The organism is Paeniglutamicibacter sulfureus, from assembly GCF_030512175.1.
Lineage (GTDB): Bacteria > Actinomycetota > Actinomycetes > Actinomycetales > Micrococcaceae > Paeniglutamicibacter > Paeniglutamicibacter sulfureus.
Genome location: NZ_JAULBL010000002.1, coordinates 2,217,642 through 2,241,810, shown reverse-complemented (window position 1 = coordinate 2,241,810; position 24,169 = coordinate 2,217,642). Strand labels below are relative to the sequence as shown.

The 24,169-nt window shown below is 59.9% G+C and carries 13 protein-coding genes and 3 pseudogenes; 7 read left to right on the top strand and 9 right to left on the bottom strand.

Annotation, left to right across the window (positions count from 1 at the left end):
- Positions 1–360: 360 nt before the first annotated feature.
- The 3 genes from Q2T94_RS16910 (at position 361) to Q2T94_RS16900 (ending at position 6,037) form a co-directional block, all read left to right on the top strand.
- Positions 361–1,401 carry a glycosyltransferase family protein gene (locus Q2T94_RS16910; protein ID WP_302265883.1) on the top strand — a complete coding sequence of 347 codons (1,041 nt, stop codon included), beginning with the start codon at positions 361–363 and terminating at the stop codon, positions 1,399–1,401.
- Positions 1,398–4,040, top strand: coding sequence for a rhamnan synthesis F family protein (locus Q2T94_RS16905; RefSeq protein WP_302265882.1), 2,643 nt, complete (start codon positions 1,398–1,400; stop codon positions 4,038–4,040). Before Q2T94_RS16910 ends, Q2T94_RS16905 begins: the two co-directional genes overlap by 4 nt.
- Before the next feature lie 62 nt (positions 4,041–4,102).
- Positions 4,103–6,037 (top strand): class I SAM-dependent methyltransferase, encoded by a 1,935-nt coding sequence (locus tag Q2T94_RS16900; protein ID WP_302265881.1) that lies wholly within the window; start codon positions 4,103–4,105, stop codon positions 6,035–6,037.
- A gap of 700 nt (positions 6,038–6,737) precedes the next feature.
- On the opposite strand, the gene Q2T94_RS16895 is transcribed toward Q2T94_RS16900, so the two are convergent.
- Genes Q2T94_RS16895 through kdsA form a run of 3 tightly spaced genes read right to left on the bottom strand, consistent with a single transcriptional unit; the run spans position 6,738 to position 9,080 of the window.
- Positions 6,738–7,715 carry a KpsF/GutQ family sugar-phosphate isomerase gene (locus Q2T94_RS16895; RefSeq protein WP_302265880.1) on the bottom strand — a complete coding sequence of 326 codons (978 nt, stop codon included), beginning with the start codon at positions 7,713–7,715 and terminating at the stop codon, positions 6,738–6,740.
- Positions 7,702–8,232: a KdsC family phosphatase gene (locus Q2T94_RS16890; RefSeq protein ID WP_302265879.1), complete on the bottom strand. Its 531-nt coding sequence runs from the start codon at positions 8,230–8,232 to the stop codon at positions 7,702–7,704. The genes Q2T94_RS16895 and Q2T94_RS16890 overlap by 14 nt, the downstream gene beginning before the upstream one ends.
- On the bottom strand, positions 8,229–9,080 hold the full coding sequence (gene kdsA, locus Q2T94_RS16885; protein ID WP_302265878.1) for a 3-deoxy-8-phosphooctulonate synthase: 852 nt from the start codon (positions 9,078–9,080) through the stop codon (positions 8,229–8,231). Before kdsA ends, Q2T94_RS16890 begins: the two co-directional genes overlap by 4 nt.
- Before the next feature lie 64 nt (positions 9,081–9,144).
- On the opposite strand from kdsA, the gene kdsB reads away from it, so the two are divergent.
- Positions 9,145–9,888, top strand: coding sequence for a 3-deoxy-manno-octulosonate cytidylyltransferase (gene kdsB / locus Q2T94_RS16880; protein WP_302265877.1), 744 nt, complete (start codon positions 9,145–9,147; stop codon positions 9,886–9,888).
- A 205-nt stretch (positions 9,889–10,093) separates the two neighbouring features.
- On the opposite strand, the pseudogene Q2T94_RS16875 reads toward kdsB, so the two are convergent.
- Positions 10,094–11,459, bottom strand: a pseudogene (locus Q2T94_RS16875) (integrase core domain-containing protein).
- 96 nt (positions 11,460–11,555) lie between these two features.
- Positions 11,556–12,601, bottom strand: a pseudogene (locus tag Q2T94_RS16870) (IS110 family RNA-guided transposase).
- A gap of 587 nt (positions 12,602–13,188) precedes the next feature.
- Here Q2T94_RS16870 and Q2T94_RS16865 point away from each other — a divergent pair.
- Positions 13,189–14,277: an IS110 family RNA-guided transposase gene (locus Q2T94_RS16865; protein ID WP_302265876.1), complete on the top strand. Its 1,089-nt coding sequence runs from the start codon at positions 13,189–13,191 to the stop codon at positions 14,275–14,277.
- A gap of 257 nt (positions 14,278–14,534) precedes the next feature.
- Here the strand turns inward: Q2T94_RS16865 and Q2T94_RS16860 are convergent, their stop codons facing one another.
- From Q2T94_RS16860 to rfbA, 3 genes are read right to left on the bottom strand one after another with little or no spacing between them, the layout of a single operon-like run.
- Entirely contained in the window at positions 14,535–17,642 is a 3,108-nt protein-coding gene (locus tag Q2T94_RS16860; protein WP_302265875.1) for a glycosyltransferase, read from the bottom strand.
- A 47-nt stretch (positions 17,643–17,689) separates the two neighbouring features.
- Positions 17,690–18,991 carry a BNR repeat-containing protein gene (locus Q2T94_RS16855; protein WP_302265874.1) on the bottom strand — a complete coding sequence of 434 codons (1,302 nt, stop codon included), beginning with the start codon at positions 18,989–18,991 and terminating at the stop codon, positions 17,690–17,692.
- A gap of 2 nt (positions 18,992–18,993) precedes the next feature.
- Positions 18,994–19,869 (bottom strand): glucose-1-phosphate thymidylyltransferase RfbA, encoded by an 876-nt coding sequence (rfbA, locus tag Q2T94_RS16850; RefSeq protein ID WP_302265873.1) that lies wholly within the window; start codon positions 19,867–19,869, stop codon positions 18,994–18,996.
- Between the two features lie 316 nt (positions 19,870–20,185).
- Here rfbA and rfbB point away from each other — a divergent pair, with 316 nt between their 5' ends.
- Together rfbB and Q2T94_RS16840 are read left to right on the top strand one after the other, a co-directional pair.
- A complete protein-coding gene (gene rfbB / locus Q2T94_RS16845) occupies positions 20,186–21,184 on the top strand; it encodes a dTDP-glucose 4,6-dehydratase (protein ID WP_302266452.1) in 999 nt (332 codons plus the stop codon).
- A gap of 2 nt (positions 21,185–21,186) precedes the next feature.
- The gene (locus Q2T94_RS16840; protein ID WP_302265872.1) at positions 21,187–22,632 is read left to right on the top strand and encodes a sugar nucleotide-binding protein; all 1,446 of its coding nucleotides are present in this window, start codon (positions 21,187–21,189) and stop codon (positions 22,630–22,632) included.
- A 1,087-nt stretch (positions 22,633–23,719) separates the two neighbouring features.
- On the opposite strand, the pseudogene Q2T94_RS20670 reads toward Q2T94_RS16840, so the two are convergent.
- A pseudogene (locus Q2T94_RS20670) lies at positions 23,720–23,953 on the bottom strand (ATP-binding protein); the annotation flags it as partial.
- Positions 23,954–24,169: the final 216 nt, after the last annotated feature.

Sequence of the window (24,169 nt, the reverse complement as noted above, 5' to 3'; positions counted from 1 at the left end):
GCGGGACGACACGCCTGGATCGTCTCGTCGCTGGCCAACGCGGTCATTACGGCCATCCGGCAGGCCGGAAAACCAACATCACCGAAACCACGAGGGCCGTACACGCAGTCGGCGACCTGATCCTCGACAACTTAAAGTGAGAGGAGAATCATAAACCGACTATTCAACAGCCCGGACTATCAGGTCTTCCAGCAAATCCGGCCCTATTCATGCGATAAAGTGAGCGGGACGCTGAATACGACCTTGAGGGGGATGCGTGGTAATTGCTGATGGGAATGTGTGCGTTGATCGCGCCATGGCTTGGGGTAAGTCCGATACCTGTAACGCGGGACTCGGACATGGCAACCGGAGCCTCGCGGGATGACGTCGATCTGTTTTGTCTCCGAAACCGGGCGAAGCGAGAGGCCCATCAACGACCCCTCGGTACGGTACCGGTGCTATCACCCTGCAGAGGTGCTGGTTGGCCAGGGCAATTTCGTCTCCGTGTACTCGGCCGCGCAATTCTACAAAGACCCGAATTTCGATTACGACGTCTATGTCTTCCACCGGCCCAACAAAGCCCGCGGGAACTTCTTGCCGATCCTCCGGCAGCTGCGGGGAGCCGGCAAGACGCTGATCGCCGATTACGATGACCTCATCTTCGGCGACGAGGGGATGGCTCTGCAGTCGTCGGCGGCAAAGAACGGGACGCTCACACCAGAAAGGGCCATCGCGGCGTTCGCGAGCAACCTCGCGGGCCTACGTGAGTTCGACAAAGTGTCCGTCTCGACCTCGCCACTCGCTCAGCGGGTGCAGCAGTCCAACCCGGACGCGGACGTCCACGTCGTGCCGAACATCATCCCGCCGTCGGTACTGTCCATCCATGGCGAACTGGCGACGTACCTCGCGCCGCGCCCGAGCACGGCGATCGGCTACTTCGCGGGAACCAAGAGCCACGACCGGGACTTCCCGGTCGTCGCCGATGCGCTGCACCGGGTGCTCATGGAAAATCCCGATTTCACGCTGATGGTCATCGGGCCGGTCGCTGTCCCGCCTGCACTCGCTGCGCTGCCGAACGTCAGCACGGCGCCCGTGGTGAACTTCTTGCGCCTGCCGGGGCTGATGACGCTGTGCAGCACGGTAATCGCCCCGTTGGAGATGAGTGACTTCAACGCGTGCAAGTCGCGCGTGAAGTTCCTCGAAGCCGCCTTGTCGGGCTGCCGCCTGCTCGCCAGCCCGATCCCGGACATGCGATCCTTCGAATCAGAAAGCCTGGAGCTCATGGAGTCGCTCGACGACTGGTACGAGGCCTTGTCCACGCCTGTGAAGCCTGGTGGCTACCCACGGGCAGAAGAGAACTTTGAGTTCCTGCGTAGCGCCTCCCATGTGGACGGTCTGACAACATTCTGGAGTGAAGCATGAGGGTCCTGATCTACGTCGAGCCGCACCCTATCCGGGACAGCCCGACGATTTTCAAAGATGTCGCTCGGCACTTCCTTCCGCTGCTCGCGGGGTCCACCCCGGACTTCGACGTTCGCATGTACTCGACAAGCGCCTTGGTCGGAGCTCTCGGGAAAGAGGCCCTGGCCGGGGTGGAGAAACGCCTCATCCGGGCGAGCCCCGCTGAGGAGGCCCTGTTCGCGGGGCATCTCTGCGACTGGGAGACCGAGGGCATCCCGGCGTGGTCGAACCTCATGGCCGGTGGCGATGTCGCCGACGACTACGTCGGGGTACTGCGCCGCGTCTGGAGTGTCTTCCCGTACGACATCATCGTCCACTGGGGTGAGAACGGAGCGGTGACCCGCTTCGTCGAGGAGCGGCCTGTGACGCGCATCGCGATAGAACTCGGCTGCACCCGCGCCCCGTTCCTTCGGACCGTCGTTATGGACCCGTTCGGCACCAACGGCAGTGCGATCGTCCCCCGGCTGTCGGTGGAGGACCTGCGCGGCATCGTCGGCGACAACCCGATGTCGGCCGCCGAGGCGCTTTACGGCTACTCGGCGAACGTCGAGGCCCTGCCCTACGAACAGCAATTCCTCCCCGTCGACGGTGGGGACTGGTCTACACGGATCCTGGGCACCACCCGGAAAATCGCTTTCCTTGCGCTCCAGCTCCACGACGACGCCAACCTCTTGCGCTTTTCCAAGTACGAGACGGTCGAAGACGTTGTCCTCGACGTCGTGCCGAAGCTCGCGGCCGCCGGGTACCTGACAGTCATCAAGACGCATCCGGATGCCAAGAGCAGGAAACAGTCTCACCTCGCCTTCTCCCTTGCCAGGGCCGCGTTGCGACCCTGGGCAGACGACGTCGTGTGGCTGGACGCCACCAAGGCGGTGTACAACAATGCCCAGCTGGCCGCGCTGGCCGATCTCGTGGTGACGGTCAACAGCTCCGTGGGGTTCGAGTCGCTGTACTACGACAAAGTCGTTTCGGTACTGGGCGACGCTGTCTACAAGCCGACGGGCCTGTTCCCCGACCTCGACGAGGCGATCTCCGACGCCTTCGACCTGCCAACCTACCGGCACGGGATTGGCCTGCTGCGCCGCTTCATGCTCGGCGGGTACATGGTCAGTGATGCCGTTCGCGGCGACTTCCACGCATTCCAGAGCATTGCTATCACCCTCGACGCGGCGCGCCATGAGCATGGCGAAGACGCCGTGGCCATCGCGAAGCGCATGTACCAGGCGTTCAGCCTGGCCCGGGAGCACCAGGCCCGCTCGCGAATGGTGAGGGGTGGCTCTGTCCCTGGAGCCGGCGAGTTCGGCGTACCCGTCGTAATGGCGGCCCAGCCCCTTGCGACCGTGCCGACGTCGGCCGAAATCGCGCGCACCGAATTCACCGGCCCGGCCCGCAGACTCCTCGCACTGACCGGTGCAGTCGACGGCGACAGCTTCCGCAACGCGCTGTTGACGGCGTTAGAAGATCCGGAAACCGCGGAGAATTACATCCGCGCCTCTAGAATCGTCGACGAGACGTTCTATCTCGCCACGCATAGCGATGTCGCCAAAGCGGCGAAGGATCCTGTATGGCACTGGGCGCGCTACGGTCTCCGCGAAGAGCGCAAGCCTCGGCGTGGTCTGAACATCGGCTCGGTCGAACGGCTGGTCGACGAGCTAGTCGCCGCCGCTGAGCCGCTGTTCGACGGCATCCCCGACTTCCCCTTAGAGAAGGCGGCCGAAGCTCGCCGTCAGATCAGCCTCACTGCGATCCGGGGTGGCCTCGGCACGCGAGACAACAAGATTGCCGTCATCGCGCATCTGTACTACCGCGACCTCGTGCCGGAGATCCTCGAGCAGTTGGCAAATATCCCCGAGGGATTCGACCTCGTGGTGACAATGCCTGACTGGGGCAACCGCCAGATCGCGGAGCTGGTGCGCGCGGTCTACCCCAACGCACTGCTCTACCCGGCGGTAAACCGCGGCCGCGACATCGGACCGTTCCTCGACGTGCTCCCCGCGGTTCTCGAGCACAACTACGATGCAATTCTGCACCTGCAGACCAAGGCCGGCTACTTCCATGCCGGCCGCCTCCGGCGCGATCTCGGTGAGCTGTGGCGCAGCGAGGCGCTCGACGCTCTGCTCGGCAGCCCCACGCGAGTGGCGGCGATCCTCGACGCCTTCCGCACAGACCCCGCCGTCCACGAAGTCGGACCGCAGCCGCACTACCTCTCCCTCGAAAAATACCCCTACCACGACGAGGGAGACCTCAGCGCGTCGCTCCTAGGGGCGCCCCCCATGGAGGGGTTCTTCGCTGGAACGATGTTCTGGGCCCGGCCCGAGGTCTTGCGCCCACTCGTCGAGCCAGGAGCACTCACCCTGACGAGCTTCGCCGAGGAGACCGGCGCGAACGACGGTGTGCTGGCCCACCTTGTGGAACGAATGTTCGGCCACGCTGCGCTGGCCGACGGCGGAGTGATCCTCGGAGCACCCGTCGACCCGACCGAGCCTCTTATCACCGACCTCCAACCCCTAGCGGTCACGATCCATGAACATATGGAAGCCGCCCTCGCGGCGAAGCAGACGGCGCTCAAGGCGCGCTCAGTTGGGGCGCTGGCATGGTAAATAACCCGTCAAACGTCACGCTGGTCGCCGGACCATCGCACGTTGTCCGGTGGAGCTGGCACGTGCGCGACGGCGTCGTCGACTCACCTTTGGAGTGGGACCGCTTCATCGGACGAGGCGGAGCGCCGATATGGCACGCGTCACTGCTGAGGCAGGCAGTTGAGGCGGCAGGTGCCGAGGCAAGCGTCGTCGTCCTCGTCGGTGACTTCCGGTTCGGTAACGGCATCCTCCTGGCGAACCCAGTGCCCTCTGGCGTTTTGGTCGACGAATTCATGGGCGTCACTGCTGGCGCGATGACCCCTGAACATGACCAGGCGATGCTACAGCGTGGCCTGGCGGGCCTGCGCGCCTGGCATGAGACGTACGGAGACCAGGCACGGTACGTGCTGTGGGATGTGTTCGGGCGACAGGTCCAGGATCGCCTCGCGGGCCGCCACATCGCCGACGGTCACTACCGGCACCCCGTGTTCAACTACGACGAAATCGCCGCCGCACTCCCTGGCCTCGACATCGTCGATCTGGCCCCGCTGTTGCGCCTACCGCAGCACGACGTGTCACGGCTGTTCATCGACGGCAGCAACCACCCCTCGCAGATCGGGTACCTACTGCTCAACGGCCTCGTCTTCGACCGACTCGAGGTGCGGGAGGCCTACGACCGTGCTGTCGCGACGGTGGAGGGGGAGTTGCTCACGCTCGCGCAGAAAATCTCCGAATCCGCTGGCCGGCCAGTGCTGCTCACCGGCAGATCGGCATGGCTCGACACCCTGTCGCGGTACATGGGAGTGAACGGAGCGCGACGCTTGGCCGACGCCGGGCTCATCCTGGCGCCGCTAGACCACGTGCCTGGGCAGCCCTCTCTGACTCAGGTCGTTGAGAGAACCGATCTCGAACCCTGCGCCGCCGTCGTCGTCTCTGCCGGCGGTAAGGACATCTCGGCTCTGCTGGCCCGTGCGTTCCGGACGGAACTCTCGATGTGGACGGACGTGCCCGTCATCGACTGGGAGAGCGCGACCGAGAAGGCTATCGGCGACCGGGGCGAGACACCCCGGTTCGCTCGCCTCGACCCCGCCCTCCCCGCCGACCCCGACGCGATCAAGCCCGCCCTCGTTTCCCGCGCCGTCGAGCAGGGGCCGCTCGGCACCCCATCGTGGTCGGGCCTCACGGCGCTCTTGCGACAGATCGCCGGAAGCCGCTGGCACGCCCCGATGACAGGCCATCGTGAGGCAGTGATGACGGCTGCCCAGCCCGACCTCGCAGAAGCTATGGCGGTCAATGGTTCGCGGGCGCGAGAGTGCTACGACGCAGCACCGTTCTTGAGTCTGAAGCACACCACGTACTTCTCCGTCTATGACCAGTTGTTCTCTCGCTTCGTCGGCAAGGCCCCGGTGATCGTCGAGGTGGGGGTCCTCAACGGCGGCTCACTGTACATGTGGCGTGAGTTCTTCGGGGCGGATGCCCGAATCATTGGAGTGGATCTCAACCCCGAGGCTGTTTGGCTGCGCGAGGACGGCTTTGAGATCCATATTGGCGACCAGAGCGACCCGCAGTTCTGGGAGAACTTCTTCCGCCAAGTGGGAGACGTCGATATCTTCCTCGACGACGGTGGACATACCTATCCCCAGCAGATCGTAACTTCCGCGTCGGCGCTCGACCACATCCGGGACGGCGGGCTAATGGTTGTCGAGGACACGCACACGTCGTATATGTCGGAGTTCGGCGGGCCGAGCGACACCTCCTTCGTGAGCTGGGCCGTCAACCTGGTGCACGGCGTCAATCACCGCTTCTCCGCTTTTGTCGAGGACCATGACCCGGAGTTGCGCGTGTGGTCAGTACAGTTCTTCGAGTCGATTGTGGCGTTCCACGTCGATCGCCCGCTCGCGACCCTCGAGTCGCAATCCACGATGAACGACGGCATCGGCCGCGACGCCAAGGACTTCCGCTATCACTCCGAGAACACCATGACCAACGAAGGTCTGAGGGACTACTTCAGACACTGACCACCTGGTGGACTTTGTCCTAGGTTCGTCGGGGGTACATGTCCGCCCAGGCAGCGGGGTCGTTCAAGTATAAGCCGCACGCGGTGTGGAGGACTTCCTCGACGCTGCCCGCCGGCGGCCCGGTGGGCAGCACGGAATCCTCATAGTCGTCGTGGCTGGCGCCCAAACCGAGGACGGTGAACCACCGGCGGAAGGCGACTAGGTGATGAGCCACGAAGAGAAATTCCGGCCAGAGCCGCAGGCACTCCTCGCCGTCCCCATGCCCGCCGCAGACGTTTACCATGCTGGGCGTCGCACCGTACGCCCCGGCTCGCCGGTTCTTCTGGGTCGTGGGCAACAATTTCTTACATACCGGGGCCCCTCCAGTGGCCCGGATGGGTACGACGTGGCCCCACGTGCTCCTGGTCCACCCGCCGGTCCACGCCTTTTGGCCGAGCCCGGTGGAAGTCTGTTTCTCCATCCTGCAATGCAAGGCCATCACCGGCGCCGTCACCCGGACCGGGACGTCCTGGCCCACCGCATCACGGTATTCCAGGAATGCAACAACGAGACGGCGGACCCTTCCGGTTAGAGTTCCACGCGGCACGACCTCAGCGAACGCCTCCGCCGGCTGGCCGCGCATGAACCCACGGTTGCCGCGTGACCCGCAACGGATTTAGAAAAAAGACCACTAAAATCCTGATCAATCGAACGCGACGAGTCAGCCGCGAGGCGCGGGCTGGCTGGTCACGACCCCGAGCACGTCGTCACCTACGCCGACGAGCAGCGAGGAGATCTGCCGGCTGGCCATCAGCGCGAGGGCGTCCTCCATGCGGGTGGTGGGCGCGACCATCGTGGGCGTCGTTGTCATGATGTCTGCTGCCACGAGCGAGAAGAAAGCGTCATCATGGTCCTGCACGGCCCGACGAATGTCGCCATCGGTGATGATCGCGGGGCCGTTCGGCGTGGACACCAGTGCGATGCCGAGCTGGCTCTTCGTGATCTGTCGGATGACCTCGAGAATGCCGTCGGACGCGGTCGTCCACGGAAGTTTCTTGGTGATCATCACATCGCTCACCTGGTCGAGGAGACGTCGCCCAATTGAACCCCCTGGATGCAGACGGGCGAAGTTTTCCGACACGAAACCGCGCGCTTCCATGAGGGCCACCGCTAGTGCATCGCCCATCGCGAGAGCGGCAGTCGTGGACGTTGTCGGAGCGAGGTTGAGCGAGCAGGCCTCCTCGGCGACCGATACATCCAGGTGGAAGGTCGAGTGACTCGCGAGGGTCGAGGTGGGGTTCCCCGTCATCGCCAGGATCCGGTTGCCGTTGTCGAGCAGAAATGGCAGCAGGGCGACGAGCTCCTGCGTCTCGCCCGAATTGCTGATCCCAAGGAAGTAGTCGGCATCCGTGGCCATCCCTAGGTCGCCGTGGAGTGCTTCGGCCGGGTGCAGGAAAAAACTCGGTGTGCCGGTGCTCGCGAGGGTCGCGGCAATCTTGCGGCCGACAAGACCCGACTTGCCCATCCCGCACACGATCACGCGGCCAGAGGAAACGAGAATGTCCTCGACGGCTGCGTCGAATTCAGCGCCCACTCGCTCAATGAGGTCCGCGACGCCCTGCGCCTCGGCGGCGAGTACCCTGCGGCCGGCTTCCGCGTGTTTTCGTGGTGGGCTGAACGCGGCGTTACTGAACGACATGGCTGCTCGTCATCGTCTCCATTATGGGTCTGTACATGTCTTCGAGGCTCAGCCCCCGTGCAGCGAGCACATGCTCCGCCGCCTCTCGTGCGACGCCGCGCCCGCCGGGGCGGTTGAGCACGACGTCGGCGGCGGCCAGCACGAGGGGGTGGGCATCGCTGGGGGCGTAGAACCGGCCCACGATACCCGCGAGCGGCAGGTCGACGATGTCGTCACCAACGTACGCGACCTCTTCGCAGGAGATCCCCTGCTCCGCTGTGATGGCCACGAGCGCATCGGACTTGCCCAGAGTGCCAGTCACCGCGACATCGAAGCCAAGCTGCTTGACCCGCGCGTCTAGCGGCGCGCTCGACTTGCCCGACAGCACGCCGCAGCGGATCCCGTGCGCATGCAGCAGCGCGACGGCGAGCCCATCTTGGACGTTGAAGCCCTTGACCGCCTCGCCGCCGGAGCCGTCCATCCAGATGGTGCCGTCGGTGAGCACACCGTCGACATCGAATAGGACGAGCCCGATCACGCGATGTCCAGCGCCGGGAAAGACTTCACGAGGTCGTCTATCGCCTTGACCTGCCCGAGGAACGCTTCGAGCTCGCTCAGTGGTAGCGCGCTCGGGCCGTCGCACCGTGCGTTGTCCGGGTCTGCGTGCGCTTCGACGAACAACCCGGCGAGCCCGAGCGCCATGCCGGCGCGGGCGAGTTCGGCGACCTGGCGCCGCCGTCCCCCGGAGGCGGCGTCGCCTGCCTCGCGGCGTTGGAGGCTGTGCGTGACGTCGAAGATCGCAGGCGCACCGTCGCACGCCTCGACCATCTCACGGAAGCCGAGCATGTCCACCACGAGGTTGTCGTAACCGAACTGTGAGCCACGTTCGCAGAGGATCACTTGGTCGTTGCCCGCTTCGACCAGCTTCTGTTGGATGTTTGCCATCTGGCGTGGGCTCAAGAACTGCGGCTTCTTGACGTTGATAGGGAGGCCCGTCTTAGCGAGTGCGACGACGAGGTCGGTCTGGCGGGCGAGGAACGCCGGAAGTTGCAGGACATCCGCCACCTCTGCGACGAGAGCCGCTTGAGCAGCCTCGTGGACGTCGGTGATCACCGGGACGCCAAACTCCGATTTTACGGCGGCGAAGATACGTAGCCCCTCGTCAAGCCCTACGCCACGGTATGAGTCGACCGAGGAGCGGTTCGCCTTGTCAAAGGATGCCTTGAATACAAGCGGCATACCGAGCTTGGTGGTCGCCTCTACATAGCGTGATGCCGCTCGGAGCGTCGAATCGAGGTCTTCGATGACGTTGATCCCACCGAATATCACGCAGGGGCGGTCATTGGAAACGGCGACGTTCGGCCCGATGGCCACGGTTTTCGACATATACCTAGTCTACTAGACTGATAGCAACTTCAGTTCCCGATTATTTGATTAAGGATGTCCATCCATGCGAGCACTCGCCGTAATCCCCGCCCGATACCTGAGCACCCGGCTCCAGGGCAAGCCACTGCTCAAATTGGGCGGGCGAACCGTCGTACAGAGGGTGTGGGATGCGACGATCGCCAGCGGCGAGTTCGACGACGTCGTCGTCGCGACGGACGACGAGCGGATCTTCGATGCCGTGCAGGGGTTCGGTGGCGTTGCCGTGATGACGTCACCGTCGCTGGCAAACGGGACCGAGCGGGTCGCCGCAGCCGCCGACTTGATGCCGGGAGATTACGACGTTGTCGCGAACGTCCAAGGGGACCAACCGTTCGTGTCCCACGGAGCGCTCGGCGCCTTGCTTGCCCCGTTCCGCGAGGGTGAGGCTGCAGACATGACGACGGTGGCGATGCCGCTTCAGCCCGAGCTCGCCGACGATCCCAACGCTGTCAAGATTGTCACGGACACTCGTGGCCGAGCCCTGTATTTCTCCCGCTCCCTCATCCCAGCGAATCCACGCGGAGCCGACCACCCATATCTTCAGCACCTCGGGCTGTACGCCTTCCGTCGCGACGTGCTACGCCGATTCCCGACGCTGACGCCCACGCCGCTGGAGCAGGCAGAGAATCTCGAGCAACTCCGCGCGCTCGAACACGGCCTCAACATCGTTGCACGCGTCGCCGTAAGCAGCAGCATCGAAATCAACACACCTGAGGACTACGAGCGCGCCCAGGCTTGGGTCAGCGAGCACGAAGGTGCGCAGTCGTGACGGAAGGAAATGGCGAATCGACCGCTGGGCTGTAAATGCCAAATAGCGTCTGACGGTACCGGTGTTCTGGCAACCTGGCGTGTGATCTCGCTACGTCGTAGACACTCTCACCACTTCGTGGAGAACCAGTCTCATGCCTTCGTGTACATCTACCACAAACCATCCAACAATTGCCGGATGGCTTGTGGGTTGCCCGTGATCTGGTTCAAGCCTGTGCGAAGATTTCGGGCATCTGCGTTTCCCGAAGCGCGTATTCCATCCGATAGTTCTCAGCCTTGCGCTCCCAGTGCACCGTCGCATTGCCGTTCTTGTGCATGGCCGTCATCGGCAACGGGAACGACAAGACCACCTCGCCGGTGTCAGGATCCGAAGCAGGAATTCTTCATCGGTGACGGTACGGCAATTCTGGCGGCCCGCCAATGTTGAGGGCACGGAAATGTGCTGGCCCTTGTAGAAGACCTTTCGTTGGTCTCTCATAACTTCAATCAAGATCTGATTCGCGGCCAGGCCGGCAGCAGGCTCCGGGAACGAACCGGCATCGATGATCTCGCCGGTCTTGGAAACCGCAATGCTCGCCTGGCCCAGGGCAACCTGCTTGAGTCTGCGGTTACGCAGGTATTCGGCGGCCTTGGCCTCCAACACCGACAGATGTATCGGTTCGATGGCCGGCGTATGTTCCAAGGTCTGCCAAGCGATTTCGGGTGTGGACTGGTTCAATGACTGGTGTGGCATGCGCCGGTTGTAATGCTCGCGATAGCGCGTGATGAGCCTGCGCAAGTCGGCAAGGTCCTGCGGTTTGTTGGCATCCAAGAAACGCCGCAGGGTTTGGTGGGAGTGTTCATTCTTTCCCTGAGTCGTGGGCCGCCCGGGAATACCGCTGATCGGCATGGTCCCCTTGGACGCGAGAAAGAGATCCACCGCGCCGATCGTTCCGCTCCGCAGTTGGTTGAACGCCTTGGAATTGTCACTGAGCAGTTCCCTTCGGTGCCCATGGTTCTTGATAACCCGAGCGAGCAGTTCGTGGGCGTCGTGGCTATTCTCGTGCTGCTGATACGCCCATGACCCGACGTCACAACGAGTTGCGTTTTCGATTAGCCGGTAGACGGTGCCTACCTTGCCGTTGCCCGTACGGTATTCGAAGGCGTGCAGCCGCCACAACGCCATGGCCGTTGACCCTGGAAAGGGCAGGTACGAGGATTTCGGTCGCTTGCGCGGATTGCGGTCAACGTGGCCGACGTCTGATACCAGCCGGGCGATCGTGGCAATCGAGGGAACGCGCCGCCGGGGAAGGTAGCTTGGATGGTCACTTCGTAGTGGATCGTTTTCGGCCCGTAGTCCCACCCATCGTTCTTGAGCTGTTTGCGCATGCGCACCAGTTCGTTGATGACCTCGGGTCCGTAGCGTCGTGCAGGATGGTGAGGCGCCCTGGAACGTGGATGGAGGGCAGATGCAGACTCGGGGGAGGCGCGGGAGCGGATTCGATAGAAAATACTGCGAGAGATTTTCTGTGTTTTGCAGAACTCACTGATCGTGAGTGCGCCGGGTTGGGTTGGGTCGTAGTTGATGATCATGGCCCGCGTGTGCGCGGTGGCAGTGGATGGCTCATGTATTGAAACTGCCAGAAAACCCGAGCACGAAACTGTCCCCGACCCTTCTTATGGATTAAATCAAGCCCCAAATGCTTCCAGTTGCCGGAAAATTGAGCGGGCGAGAAAACGTTTGAGGCATCGTTTGATTTCGCGGTAGCTCAGTCCCTCTGCGGTCCGTCGTGCAACGTAGGCCTTGGTTTCTCGTCTCCTATCATCCGGTGCTTGGCGATGATGTCCAGGGCCATGTTCAGCTGCCTGTCGCCTCCGCGGTTGAGCCGGTGCCGTTTGGTGTTCCCGGAGGACGCCTGGAGTGGTGAGACGCCGGCCAATGCCGCGAAGGCTGCTTCGGAACGAACCCTGCCGTGGTGTGAATACGCGGCCAGGATGATTCCCGCGGTCACCGGCCCCATGCCGAATTGGTCATGCAATCCCGGTGCCATTTTCTCGTCAAGGTCAACCAACTCATCCTCAACTTCCTTGAGCCGTGCTTTGCCGGCTTTGATGGATTTTTCTAGGTCGATGGCCTCGGCCCGGGCGATCCGCTGGTCAATGGAGTCATGTTCGCGGGAACGCCAATCGCTGATTTCCTTGATCTGGGCGTCGGTCAACGCGTGGCGGGCATCAATACCCAACTCGATCTACCGCACCAGTGCGTTCAAAGCATTTCTATTGGCCGTGCGCTGGTGATCGAGGCGTCGTCGGGCCGCCAAGAGCACGCTGATCGCCGCACGTTCCCCGTCGTGGCAGGGGTGAAGCAACAGGTCGATCTCCTGTCCCAGGACGCTTGTCGCTGCAGCAACCGCGTCGATCTGGTCAGTTTTTCCGACACCGTGACGGGCCTTTTTCATTGGCGGTTTCACCTCAACTACCCGCACTCCTTCAAGGACGAGAGCACGACGAATGGAGGACCCGTAGGAGTTGGTTCCCTCGATGGCTGCCAGGATTTCTCCGGTGGTGTTCCTCCGGATCCAGGCGAAGGCTCGGTTCATGCCGGGTTTGGTGACGGGGAATGCCTCGCAGCCGGCGCGGGCGCCGGTAGTGGTGTCGATGATCTCGTAGGTGTGGGTGCGCGAATGGGTGTCGATGCCGATGACGTATTCGTATTTTTCTGCCACGATGGTCATGACGGTGGTCCTTCTATCCAGTCGGGTGCCGTTGTTGGTGGCATCGGCCTGGTAGTGAAGTCTTGTGCGGCAGATCTCTAACGAGACACACACCACTGATGGTGTGGTCAACCTTTTATGAAGCCACGGCAATGGGTCAGGCTGATGCCGCCCCCCGACGACGGAGGAGTCGTGGAGAAGTCACCTTAAACTCAGGGACTGATGTAGCGTGAGTCACTTCATCGAGGGTGGCACCAATCCTGCCAGCGGGTACCAGACCTGCCAAGAACCATTAGAGATGTAGCGAGATTACACACTGTGAGACTTGTCAGTAGCTGGTCTGGGACTGGCTGGCAAGATAGGTACTGGCCGGTCTACCCCAAGAGCATGACTCTTTACACACCTGCCCCTCACGGTGGCTTGATCTGGATTTGTCTGCTCTTGCGGGTGGTCGGCCGGCACCAGTCCGGCCCACCACGGTAGCTTGATTAGAAGATTGTCCACCCTCACGGGCGTGACCCCTCACAGTGCTGTTCCGTTGTGACCCTTACCCGGACTGGTACCGGCCGGTGACGGCGCCAACCAAGTCCATCACAAGATGAAAAGCGGTGACCGCTCTGTCTATCGTCTCGCATTCGCACCCCTTTGTCGTGGGTGTCGACACCCACGCACGCAACCACGTCTACGCCATCCTCGACGCCGCCAACGGCGCCTTGTTGGATACTCAGTCGTTCCCGACTACTGCGGCCGGCATCAACCGGGCCATCGCATGGGTGGCCCGCCGCACCAGCTCCGACGCAAATACCCTCTGGGTGATCGAGGGAGCTGCATCCTATGGGGCGATCCTCGCTGGCACCGTGGCCGCACACGGATTCCCCGTCGCCGAGGCGCCTCGCATGGACGTCAAGAAGAACCGCGGCGTCGGAAAATCGGATTCCCTGGACGCCCAGCGGATGGCCATGGCCGTGCTGCCGTTGCCGGAGGCGTTACTGCGCCGTCCCCGCCTGAACGAGGGGATCCGCCAGGGCCTGCGGATTCTGGTCACCGCCCGGGAATCCATGTCCAAGGACCGCACCCGAACGATCAATGCACTCAACGCCCTGGTGCGCGGCAACGACCTCGGCGTGGATGCCCGCAGGAAGCTCACCCCGGTCCAAGTCGTGGAGGTCTCCCGCTGGCGCGAATGCGAGGAAGAACTGGCCCTGGACATCGCCCGCGCCGAGGCGGTCCGCCTCGCCAAGCACATCCTGGGCATCGACGAGCAGCTGAAGGCCAACGAGCAGAAGCTGGACGAGCTGGTCTGGGCCAGCGAGGCCGCACCCCTGCTGGAGGAGAAGGGCTTCCGGGCGGTGACCGCCGCGAAATGCCTGGTGGCGTGGTCGCACGAGGGACGGGTCCGCAGCGAGGCCGCCGTCGCATGCCTGGCCGGCGTGAACCCCATCCCCGCGTCGTCGGGGAACACTGTGCGCCACCGGCTGAACCGGGGCGGCGACAGGAGGCTCAACAGCGCCCTGCACATTGCTGCGGTCAGCAGGATGACGCATGACGCCACGACGTGCGACTACGTCGAGAAACGCCGCGCCGAGGGCAAAACCGACGAGGAAATACGACGATGCGTGAAACGCTATCTGGCCCGGCGCGTCTTCAGGATTCTGGCCGCCTCTGGTCGTGCGAAAAAGGCCCACGAAGCCGCTTGACAAGACATAGAAGAGTCCATGTGGCCAGAACAGCTCTACCTTCACAGCTATTCGGCAGCCAGACACCCGGAACCAAAACCGCTAGGATCCCTGACAAGGGATCCTAGCGTACTGTCTGACGAAACTTCTCTAAGTAATTTCCTGTCGAACCCATTCTGTTTGTGGGCTCGCCATTCGACGGCCTCGGTGATAGTGGACGACATTATTGCCCACGAAAAATCCGACCAGTTGTGCCTACGGATGCTCGAGTTCGCAGGTCAGACCTCGTACACCGCTGACTTCAAATTTCTCCGCAAGAGCCACTCGCGAACATCTTGAGTTAGCGTTTTTGCCCGGGCTTGGAACGAATGATCCGCTAATACTTGACGTGCTTGATCAGCCCGTTCTTCTTCCGTACCGAAAGCAGCGAGTCCTTCGGGGCTACACAACCATCGCAGCTCATCGAGCGAATCATAAACCTGCACCATGCTGCCGAAAACGTCTCTCAGACCAGAAACTTGGTCAGAGACCACCGGTGTCCCACAAGCAATTGCATCGAAGATACGGTTCTGGATGAAGCCCTGTTCTGCCATTTCCGTCCAGTGGTCAGCTAGGACGCGCTTCGAAGATCTGTAGAACTCCCCCAGCAGTTCATTCTTGATGCCCTCAGCCTCGTGCATCCGCGGCTCCAGAACATCGGCCCAGCCGTGACCGATGATTCGAAGATCAATACCGGAGACTAACGCGTCCGAAACGACCTTTCGGTCCCGATTGTAGGTGTTGGCACCCACGAAGGTAGTTGGCCGCGACCGGTCATCAGTTCCGGGAGCTGGCAGATGAAAGCGACTAGGGTCCGTAGCTTGGAGAAGAGGCTTGACTTCGCGCCCACTCATCTCGGTCATTTCTGCAGACCAAGACAGGGAAGACGCGTAGACGAGATCAAAGGATTGAAGCTCCTCGACAGAAACGTCCTCAGGATGGCTGATAACCCACAGGACATTTACTGCTCCCGGAATAGGCGATATTTTATCCAGCCCCCTGACGACCAGATTGACGTCGTCAAAGACCTGATCACGGTCGACATTATGGCCGTGACGGTAGCTCACGACGTCACAACCTACTCCTCGCAGGGCATCGGCCAGGGAATTGACGTAGTGGGTATCGCCCCACTTATCTCCATGTGCGCCGCCCGTGGCCGCAAATCGAATTCCCCAGCGCTGATTTTCAGGACGCTTTGCACGAGTAACGATCGGCCGCGGAGACGGGATGAAATTATTATCCCCACCCACGTGCACCAACTCGAAACCAGCGCGAGCGTACTTGTCAGTTTCCGGTGAGGGAAGCTTGCCTGTCCATCGTTTCATAAATTCTCGTCGGTTGGACTCGATATTAAGTCCACGCCCAGGCGTTTTACTTTCATGATGCGTAACCTTGGAACGGGGTTCAACCGCAAAGTAGCCATCATTCCGCTCGATTGCCCGCAGACATAGGTCGATGTCCTCCATTCCGTTGACGAAGAATGGATCAAAACCTCGCAGTCTGGCCACGTCCCTGGTTCGCCACAACATGCAAGCACCAGTAATGGCCGAAAATTCACTGTCCGCGACAGTCGCTGCATCTTCTGGAGGATGGTTGGCAAGGAAATGACCCGGCAACCGGTTATCGGCCATGAAAACTGTGCCAGCGGTCTGGATGGAGTCATCCGGATATTGCAACAGCGGCTGCACTGCAAGCACCGTTGGGTTATGCAATCGCTCCAGCAACGGTTCTAACCAGCCGTCACGAACACTAGTGTCGTTGTTCAGGAAACATGTGAATTCGCCAGTCCCAAGGTATGCACCATAATTTGAGCCAATGGCGAAGTTCAAATTGCGCGGCAAGCGTATGTATTTTACTCGTGGATCAGATCCAAGAAGCAGTCCGAGGGCCGCACTGACGTGATAAGCCGATCCGTTATCGATAACTATCACTTCAATATCGACTGACCCTGAGCGTTCGAGAACACTCTTTACAGCTCGGGCCGTCATCAACCAATCCTGATAGACGGGCATAGAAATCGTAACTCGACCCGGGACTGAGGTGCGTTCTTCCATCGCCTGCCAATCGACCATGTTCTTCCCGAGCACGACCCATTGCCACGAATCCGATTCGGAAGTGGTGATCCGAGTTTCGGCTTCACGATCATCCCAATACTTGCACCCTATAAACGGTAAAAGCCGAGGGACTGAAAGCTTCGCAATTCGAATAGCGAAGTCATGATCGACCCAGCGTTTGAGCCCTTCGTCAAATCCCCCCGCCTCGACGGCCAAAGACCGTTCGACGGTCAAGACATTGAGATCAATGTGGTTCACGATCATCAATTCATCTAAGGCACCTTGGTATGCCCTGTAGGAGACTTTCCCTTCATTATGAAGTTCCAGCCCGGCATAAACTGCTTGCGCGTTGGACTGAAGGGCGCCCTTGATAGAGAGCTCAAGATATTCGTCAGGCCAAACATTATCCGTGTCTAGAAAAGAAACCCATCGACCAGTTGCACGATTGATCCCATGGTTTCGGGCAGCGGACACTCCGCCATGCTCGGCTGAAATCAATGAAATGCGAGGGTCTGCGGCCGCCAAGAGACGCACGACGTCTCGTGTTGCGTCTAGAGATCCATCATCAACAACAATCAATTCCCAAAGATCCATTGTTTGACGTTGCACGGATCGAATAGCTTTAGCTATGACGTCGGCACGGTTCCAAGCCGGCATGATGATGCTTACGAGCGGCTCGCCGCCATTCGACGAGGGCAGATCAATCGGATTGACCTTTCCTCTCCATTCGTCTTCAGCGCTCTTGTCCCATTTGGCTGTCACCCGTCGTCGCGACTTGTAGGTTTGGGTTTTGATCGTGTCGACGATTTTCTTTTTTGAACTCAGTACATTTCCCCAGACCCACTGTCCTTCGGGAAAATCAACGACATAGTCATCGGGCGCGTGTCCAAGAAGCCAACCTAACGTGCCACCCGCATGCGAGGCCACGTTTTCAGAAGATATGACATTGCCACGCGTATTTAGCATTCGTGGGACGAGGAGTGGACCCACGGGGGGCTGAGAATCAAGAGATCCGCGGAACCACTTTAAGACGGAGTTGAGTTCGCCATCCTTCCATGCGGTGCGCAAATGTCCCGGCCACGACCGGACGTCCATGAGCGGGTGTGGGGACATTTCTTTTGACATGCCCAATAAGAGGAAGTCCTCCGCTGCCGCTTGCACGCTTGAAAAAAACCTGTCACTTTGAGCGGAATACCAATATCGATCAAAAATTCCTGAATCGAGCAAGAGATCTAAATTAGATAATTGATCGAACATTTTAGACATTTGTTTTATCCCTATAAGTGTTGACATAGATAAAGTACTTGAAAAAACAGCCTCCATTATGGGCTGCAGTTGCCTTAGGAACCCGAAGTGCCGATTATGGATAATGGATGTGACGTAGGAACCTCATTCGGACGCTGATCCCTCTGGCCTGGCACCGAAGCGTAAGAAATGAACCACACCCGACTGTCGTCCTCCGGCGACCAACCACGAGCTGCTTCACACCTGTCAATCAGCCCATCGGAGCGCCTACTCCGGCTCAAGGGTCCCCCAGGTACGGCCGGTTCTGTGGAAACGAGCAGCAAGTTCGTGTCGAACAAGTAGGCCTGAACCTCTTCATTGAGTCGCACGTCGACTGACAGTCCTCGCGTCGTCGTAAGAGGAACCCCAATTTCAATTTTGAAGTCCAGCGATCCTTGCCCATTGACGTCCCAGGCGAAGTTCCAATTCATAAGTTGTCGTATGACACAGCTCGAATCTTCAAATACAGCTGACCATAGTTGTTGCGAGCCGCTTCCATCCCGCTTATGGTAGAGCGCGACAGGGCGGTGGTCCGGCATGAAGCCAAGCCGAACGTTATTGTTAGTAAGCCCATGGCTCGGTGACACCGGATCCACTAGGCTCTGGTTATTTAGAGCAATCGGTCGATTCAATGGTCGGCCATGCCCACTTCTCCACGCGACAAGGTCATGGCTGCACGCGTAGTTGATGGAGTGAGTCGACTCCGCGTCAGGTGAGTCCCGCCATACCCAAAGTAAATGCCAGAGACCGTCGGGTCCCAAGATCGGGGCGTTTGAGTCAAGATAGGCGTTGCGCTTGCCGCCACCGTCTATCAAAGGACCTTCACTAACTCGCTTGTTTCGCCGTTCAGAGTCATCCCAAATTACTACCACGAAGTCGCCGTCTCCACTTGAACCGTTTCTATAAGTGAAGATTAGGGAGCCATCGGACGAACGAATGAATCGAGGATAAGTGATTCTCAGCTCGGCCTGGGGATCAAGCAGAGCATTCACTTTCGCCAGTCGAATTTCCTCGTTAGAGAGGTCGATTATCCAGTATTGCAACGGCGAAGCATGCATGTTTCCCGCGACATGCAACTGGCCAGACTTGTCGAACCCAAGGCCTATGTAGTTGTGACTATCCCATTTTGCACTGGAGTCGAGCTTCCTATGATTCCAAACTAGACCGCCAATATTCCTGTCGGCAATAGTCAGCGTCCGATCGGCATCGTAATACGAGACCGTCTGAGAATTCTTGTACTGAAGCAACGTCGGTGGAATCGCCACATCTGAGAGTGCAGCACCCACCACATTGATCGAGGAGATCACAGCATTGACCCAATGTTCGCCAACGCCATAGATAATCCCCGGTTCAGTCATCGCTAGTCGCCCTGACCATGTTCTATAAGACTCAACAGGTAACTCCCGTATCCACTTTTCACGAGAGTTTCGGACAGCGCTCTAAACTCGTCCGTGGTGATAAATCCTTGTCGCCAAGCGATCTCCTCAGGAGCGCTCAGCTTCTGTCCCTGACGAGCCTCGATAGTGCGAATGTAATTAGACGCATCGTTCAGCGAATCAAACGTACCCGTATCCAGCCATGCTGTCCCACGCGGCAGGATCGAGACCTTCAGCTCGCCCATTTCAAGGTACCGTCGGTTAACGTCAGTGATTTCCAGCTCCCCCCGTGGCGAAGGCTTAAGACCACGAGCTATCTCGACTACTCGATTGTCATAGAAATACAGACCTGGCACTGCGTAGTTACTGCGCGGGTGCTCCGGCTTTTCTTCCAAGGAAATCGCATTTCCTTCGCCGTCAAATTCCACTACACCATAGGCGTGTGGATCAGCCACGTGGTAGCCGAATACCGCTGCGCCTTCGAGGTCGTTCAGGTTCTGAAGTTGCGTACCAAGCCCGGAACCGTAGAAGATGTTGTCGCCCAGTACGAGAGCAACCTTGCCATCACCGATGTGCTCCTCGCCAATCAGAAACGCCTGCGCCAGACCGTCCGGAGATTCCTGGACAGCATAGGTTAGTTCTAACCCCCACTGTGAGCCGTCGCCAAGCAGCCCACGGAACTGGTCGGCGTCGTGCGGAGTCGTGACTAACAGGATCTCTCGAATACCAGCGAGCATAAGCGTCGCTAGTGGATAGTAGATCATCGGCTTGTCGTAAACCGGAACGAGCTGCTTGCTGATGCCTTGGGTGATTGGGTGCAGCCGCGAGCCCGTACCACCGGCGAGAATTATTCCCCTCATGAGAATTAGAATACGTGTCGTTGAGACTTATGCAGAAATCAAGAACACACCCATATTATTGAGGATGTAGTGAATGTACTGTGAATTTTAGTCGCGAAGATCAACAGGTTCTGCCTCCAACCATCGTTACAAGTCCGACCCATCGCATCAGATAGGCCGATGCCGAGCAGAAAGGAGTCCAGCCGTTATCGGTGAGTCGTCTCGACTCGTAATTAAGTGTGGGGTCAGAAACGAGCAGCTCTTATGGCTACAATCACATTCCACCACTTCGAGCCTTACCAACCCGCAACTAAGCCGAGAGGGTAACCTGATGCCCATGAACAACATCTTAGTCACCGGTGGTGCCGGTTTCATTGGTTCAAATTTCGTGCATTACGTACTTGGACACACAGATGCGAGTGTCACCGTCTTGGACAAGATGACCTACGCTGGAAATCGCGCTTCCTTGTACGGCTTGGATCCGCGGCGATTCCGCCTTGTTGAAGGAGATATCTGCGATGCCGCGTTGGTTGATAGCCTCATGAGCGAGGCCGAGGCCGTCGTGCATTACGCTGCAGAATCCCACAACGACAACTCTCTGGCTGACCCGCGCCCATTCTTGGACACGAACATCATCGGAACCTTTACGCTTCTCGAGGCCGCGCGCAAGCACGGGGTCCGTTACCACCACATTTCCACCGATGAGGTCTACGGCGACCTTGAGCTCGATGACCCGCAGCGGTTTACCGAAGACACCCCATACAACCCGTCCAGCCCATATTCCGCGACCAAAGCCGGTTCCGACCTGCTGGTGCGTGCTTGGATGCGCTCGTTCGGTGTTGCGGGGACGATCAGCAACTGCTCGAACAACTACGGGCCTTACCAGCACGTGGAGAAGTTCATCCCCCGCCAGATCACCAATCTCATCGATGGCGTGAAGCCCCGGCTCTATGGCAGCGGTGAGAATGTACGCGACTGGATCCACGCCGATGACCATTCCAGTGCCGTCTGGACGATCCTGAACCACGGTCGGATTGGTGAAACATACTTGATTGGTGCCGACGGGGAACATAACAACCTCGATGTCGTGAAATCCCTCTTGGACATCTTTGGTCAGGAACAAAATGCATTCGACCACGTCACCGATAGGGCGGGACACGATCTGCGCTACGCGATCGACTCGACCAAGCTGCGAACCGAACTTGGCTGGACCCCGGCCCGGTCCGACTTTAGTGCCGGTCTAGCCGAAACCGTCGCTTGGTATCAGGAGCACGAGAACTGGTGGCGCCCGCAGAAGGCCGCCACCGAAGCTGTATACCAGAAGGCGGGTCACTGAGAATGGCCGAGGTGAAACCTACCCTCCCGCCAACAGACTTGTCTGCCACGCCTGTTCCCGGCATCCCGGGGATGCTCGTGATCCGCATGCCTGTTCACGGAGACAACCGCGGCTGGTTCAAGGAGAACTGGCAACGCGCGAAGATGACGGCGTTAGGCCTGCCCGACTTCGGTCCCGTGCAAAACAACATTTCCTTCAACGCCTCAGTGGGCACCACCCGTGGCATCCATGCCGAGCCCTGGGACAAATATGTTTCGGTCGCCACCGGTCGAATTTTCGGCGCTTGGGTCGACATGCGCGCCGGGGGTTCCTTTGGGGCTGTCTTCACAACCGAACTGGATCCGGGTACCGCAGTGTTCGTCCCCCGAGGAGTAGGCAATGCGTTCCAAACACTGGAACCCAATACCGCATACACCTATCTGGTGAATGATCACTGGTCCACCGAGGCCACTGCCCGATACGCCTTTTTGAACCTTGCAGACGAAACCGCGGGCATCGATTGGCCCATTCCTTTGGAGCGGGCCGAGCTCTCGGACAAGGACCGACAGCATCCCCGCCTAGCCCATGTGGCGCCCGTGCCACCGCTACGCACATTGGTGCTCGGCGCTGGCGGTCAGCTCGGTACTGCACTGCGGCGCCGCTTCGCCGGACGCGAAGACGTCGACTACGCCACGCGCGCCGATTTGGATCTCGCCAACACCTCCGCACTCTTCGCCTACGACTGGTCCGGGTTCAGCACCGTCATCAATGCTGGCGCCTACACCCAAGTTGACGCGGCCGAGACCTCCGACGGGCGGGCCGCGGCCTGGGCCGTCAACGCCACGGGTGTGGCAGCACTCGCCCGAGTCTGTATCGAGCACGGCCTAACGTTTGTCCATGTTTCCAGTGATTACGTGTTCGACGGGACTTCCACTGTCCCGTACACCGAGGAGGCTGCGCTCGCCCCTCTTGGGGTCTACGGTCAGTCCAAGGCGGCCGGAGACTTGGCAGCGGCCACCGTTCCGAACCACTACCTGATCCGCACCAGCTGGGTTGTCGGCACCGGTGGCAACTTCGTAGCCACCATGCTCAACCTGGCCAACCGAGGCATCGAGCCGAACGTCGTCAACGACCAGTTCGGCCGGCTGTCATTCACCGACACGATCGCGGCAGGCATCGACCACCTGTTGGCCACGGATGCACCGGCCGGTACCTACAACCTGACCAACGCCGGAGATCCTGCCAGCTGGGCCGACATCGCAGAGGAAACTTTCGCCGCTGCCGGTCGGGAGCGCCTGTCAGTCACCGGAATTAGTACCGCGGAGTATTTCGCCGGAAAACAAGTAGCACCACGACCACTGAACTCGGTGCTAGACCTAGCCAAGATCAGCGCAACGGGTTTCACCCCCCAGGACCAGCACGAGGCCCTGCGGTCCTACCTCGCCGGCCACATAAGTGACCCTGCCTGAAAGTATTGAATTTCCAGTTTGGGTGGCGTCATGACCGAATATTGTGGCCACTTTCAGGAGGCTCGTCGAGACCGAGATGCTGACACAAAGGGAAGAAAGTGGGAACCTGCATCTGTGAAGTGCTACGTTTTCGATGGTAATTGCGCTTTTCACCAGGTCCATTTTCCCCTCTAAAAGAATATTTCGTGCTTGATCCACCGTCACCGGAAAATTCCTAGGTGGATGGGGGCTTAGGGCAGGGCTAATGCGGAGTCCCTAACCGAGGCATGAAGCCGATGCGTTCCAGCGTCCGTATGGGGTGTTTGGCCGTACAGCAGTTGGCCTTGGCGATGTTGGTGCTCGGGTCGAGCCGAGGCAGGCTGAGGGTCAGGTTTCGTAGGCTCGGCGTCACCCGCGGCGCGACACCCGTCCCGGTCCGGCTCGCATCCTCCTGGAACGTAATGTCCGGCACCAATGCAAAAAATTCTCAATTTTCCAATGCCACGACTCCAGATGTTCAGCAGCCGCGGGCTTGCCTGATGGGTCGGCAACGTGGGGATCAGATAAACGACCTCGACTGCCCATTCCTTCCCCTTCAACGGCCGTGTTTTTCGGATCAGTTGTGCTGCCTCCAACGCGTCGGGGAGTTGATTCCACCGGTGAGCGCGGCGACCTTGATTCTCCGGATGTTCCTGCACCCGCGCCCGGTATCTTGCTGCTGATTCCCTCGTGGGACTTCCTTCCAGGGCAAAGCTTGGAGTTGTTTGAGCAGCTGGGGTTGATTGCCTTTCACCGTCATCAGAAAATGGGCACTTCGTGCGTGGAGGAACTCCGCATGGCATCCCGGCGTATGCGGGGCATCAATCGTGATGATCTTGCCTTTCAGGTCCCCAAGGGTCTCCAGGAGCGAATCAATTCGGGTGTTCTCGTTGCTCTTGACCCCGACGTCGACCTGTCAGATGACAGTGCCGGTGTCATGGTCCCGCGCCGCCATGATGGGTATTCGACGCTTTTGGGACCACCCATTAATGCCGTTGGGGACCACTGATATTGCCGTTGGGGGCCAGTACCTCCCGATGTGGGACACATTGGCCTCCAACGGGCCCATCTATTCCTGAACGGCGCCGATTTTCTCGCTCATATTGTGGCATCCGGTCTCGATCCAAATTGTGTTGTGGGTGTTCCGGTCCATGATCGCGTGGGCGTGGACGCCGGACCCGAACTGCTAGTGCCAGTCCTTCTGCGAATACTGCGTGCAGAACGCCGTTGACGCCGATCCGTAGCGCCATTCCATGAGTTCCAGGAGCATGCGCAGGAAGTCGCCTCTAGGGCGGTCCAACACTACAAAACGGCTCATGGTCTTGGAATTATGAATGTCTTAGTCAACACTCATTCCGTAGGGCCACGTGCCCTACTTGTTTGATGACGCCACACTCAAAGTCCGAGAGCCGTTTTGACAGGACTCTCTGGCGACCAGCTTGTACCCCATGACACCGTGGACACCGAATCTCGTGACTTCGTAGGCAATGAACCTCGTGGCACACAAACAGGCCGGAAC

Coding starts and splice junctions, on each gene's coding strand:
- Q2T94_RS16860 (WP_302265875.1), bottom strand. CDS start 17,642: ATGTCAACACTTATAGGGATAAAACAAATGTCTAAAATGTTCGATCAA.
- Q2T94_RS16855 (WP_302265874.1), bottom strand. CDS start 18,991: ATGACTGAACCGGGGATTATCTATGGCGTTGGCGAACATTGGGTCAAT.
- Q2T94_RS16905 (WP_302265882.1), top strand. CDS start 1,398: ATGAGGGTCCTGATCTACGTCGAGCCGCACCCTATCCGGGACAGCCCG.
- kdsB (WP_302265877.1), top strand. CDS start 9,145: ATGCGAGCACTCGCCGTAATCCCCGCCCGATACCTGAGCACCCGGCTC.
- kdsA (WP_302265878.1), bottom strand. CDS start 9,080: ATGTCGAAAACCGTGGCCATCGGGCCGAACGTCGCCGTTTCCAATGAC.
- rfbB (WP_302266452.1), top strand. CDS start 20,186: ATGAACAACATCTTAGTCACCGGTGGTGCCGGTTTCATTGGTTCAAAT.
- Q2T94_RS16910 (WP_302265883.1), top strand. CDS start 361: ATGACGTCGATCTGTTTTGTCTCCGAAACCGGGCGAAGCGAGAGGCCC.
- Q2T94_RS16895 (WP_302265880.1), bottom strand. CDS start 7,715: ATGTCGTTCAGTAACGCCGCGTTCAGCCCACCACGAAAACACGCGGAA.
- rfbA (WP_302265873.1), bottom strand. CDS start 19,869: ATGAGGGGAATAATTCTCGCCGGTGGTACGGGCTCGCGGCTGCACCCA.
- Q2T94_RS16840 (WP_302265872.1), top strand. CDS start 21,187: ATGGCCGAGGTGAAACCTACCCTCCCGCCAACAGACTTGTCTGCCACG.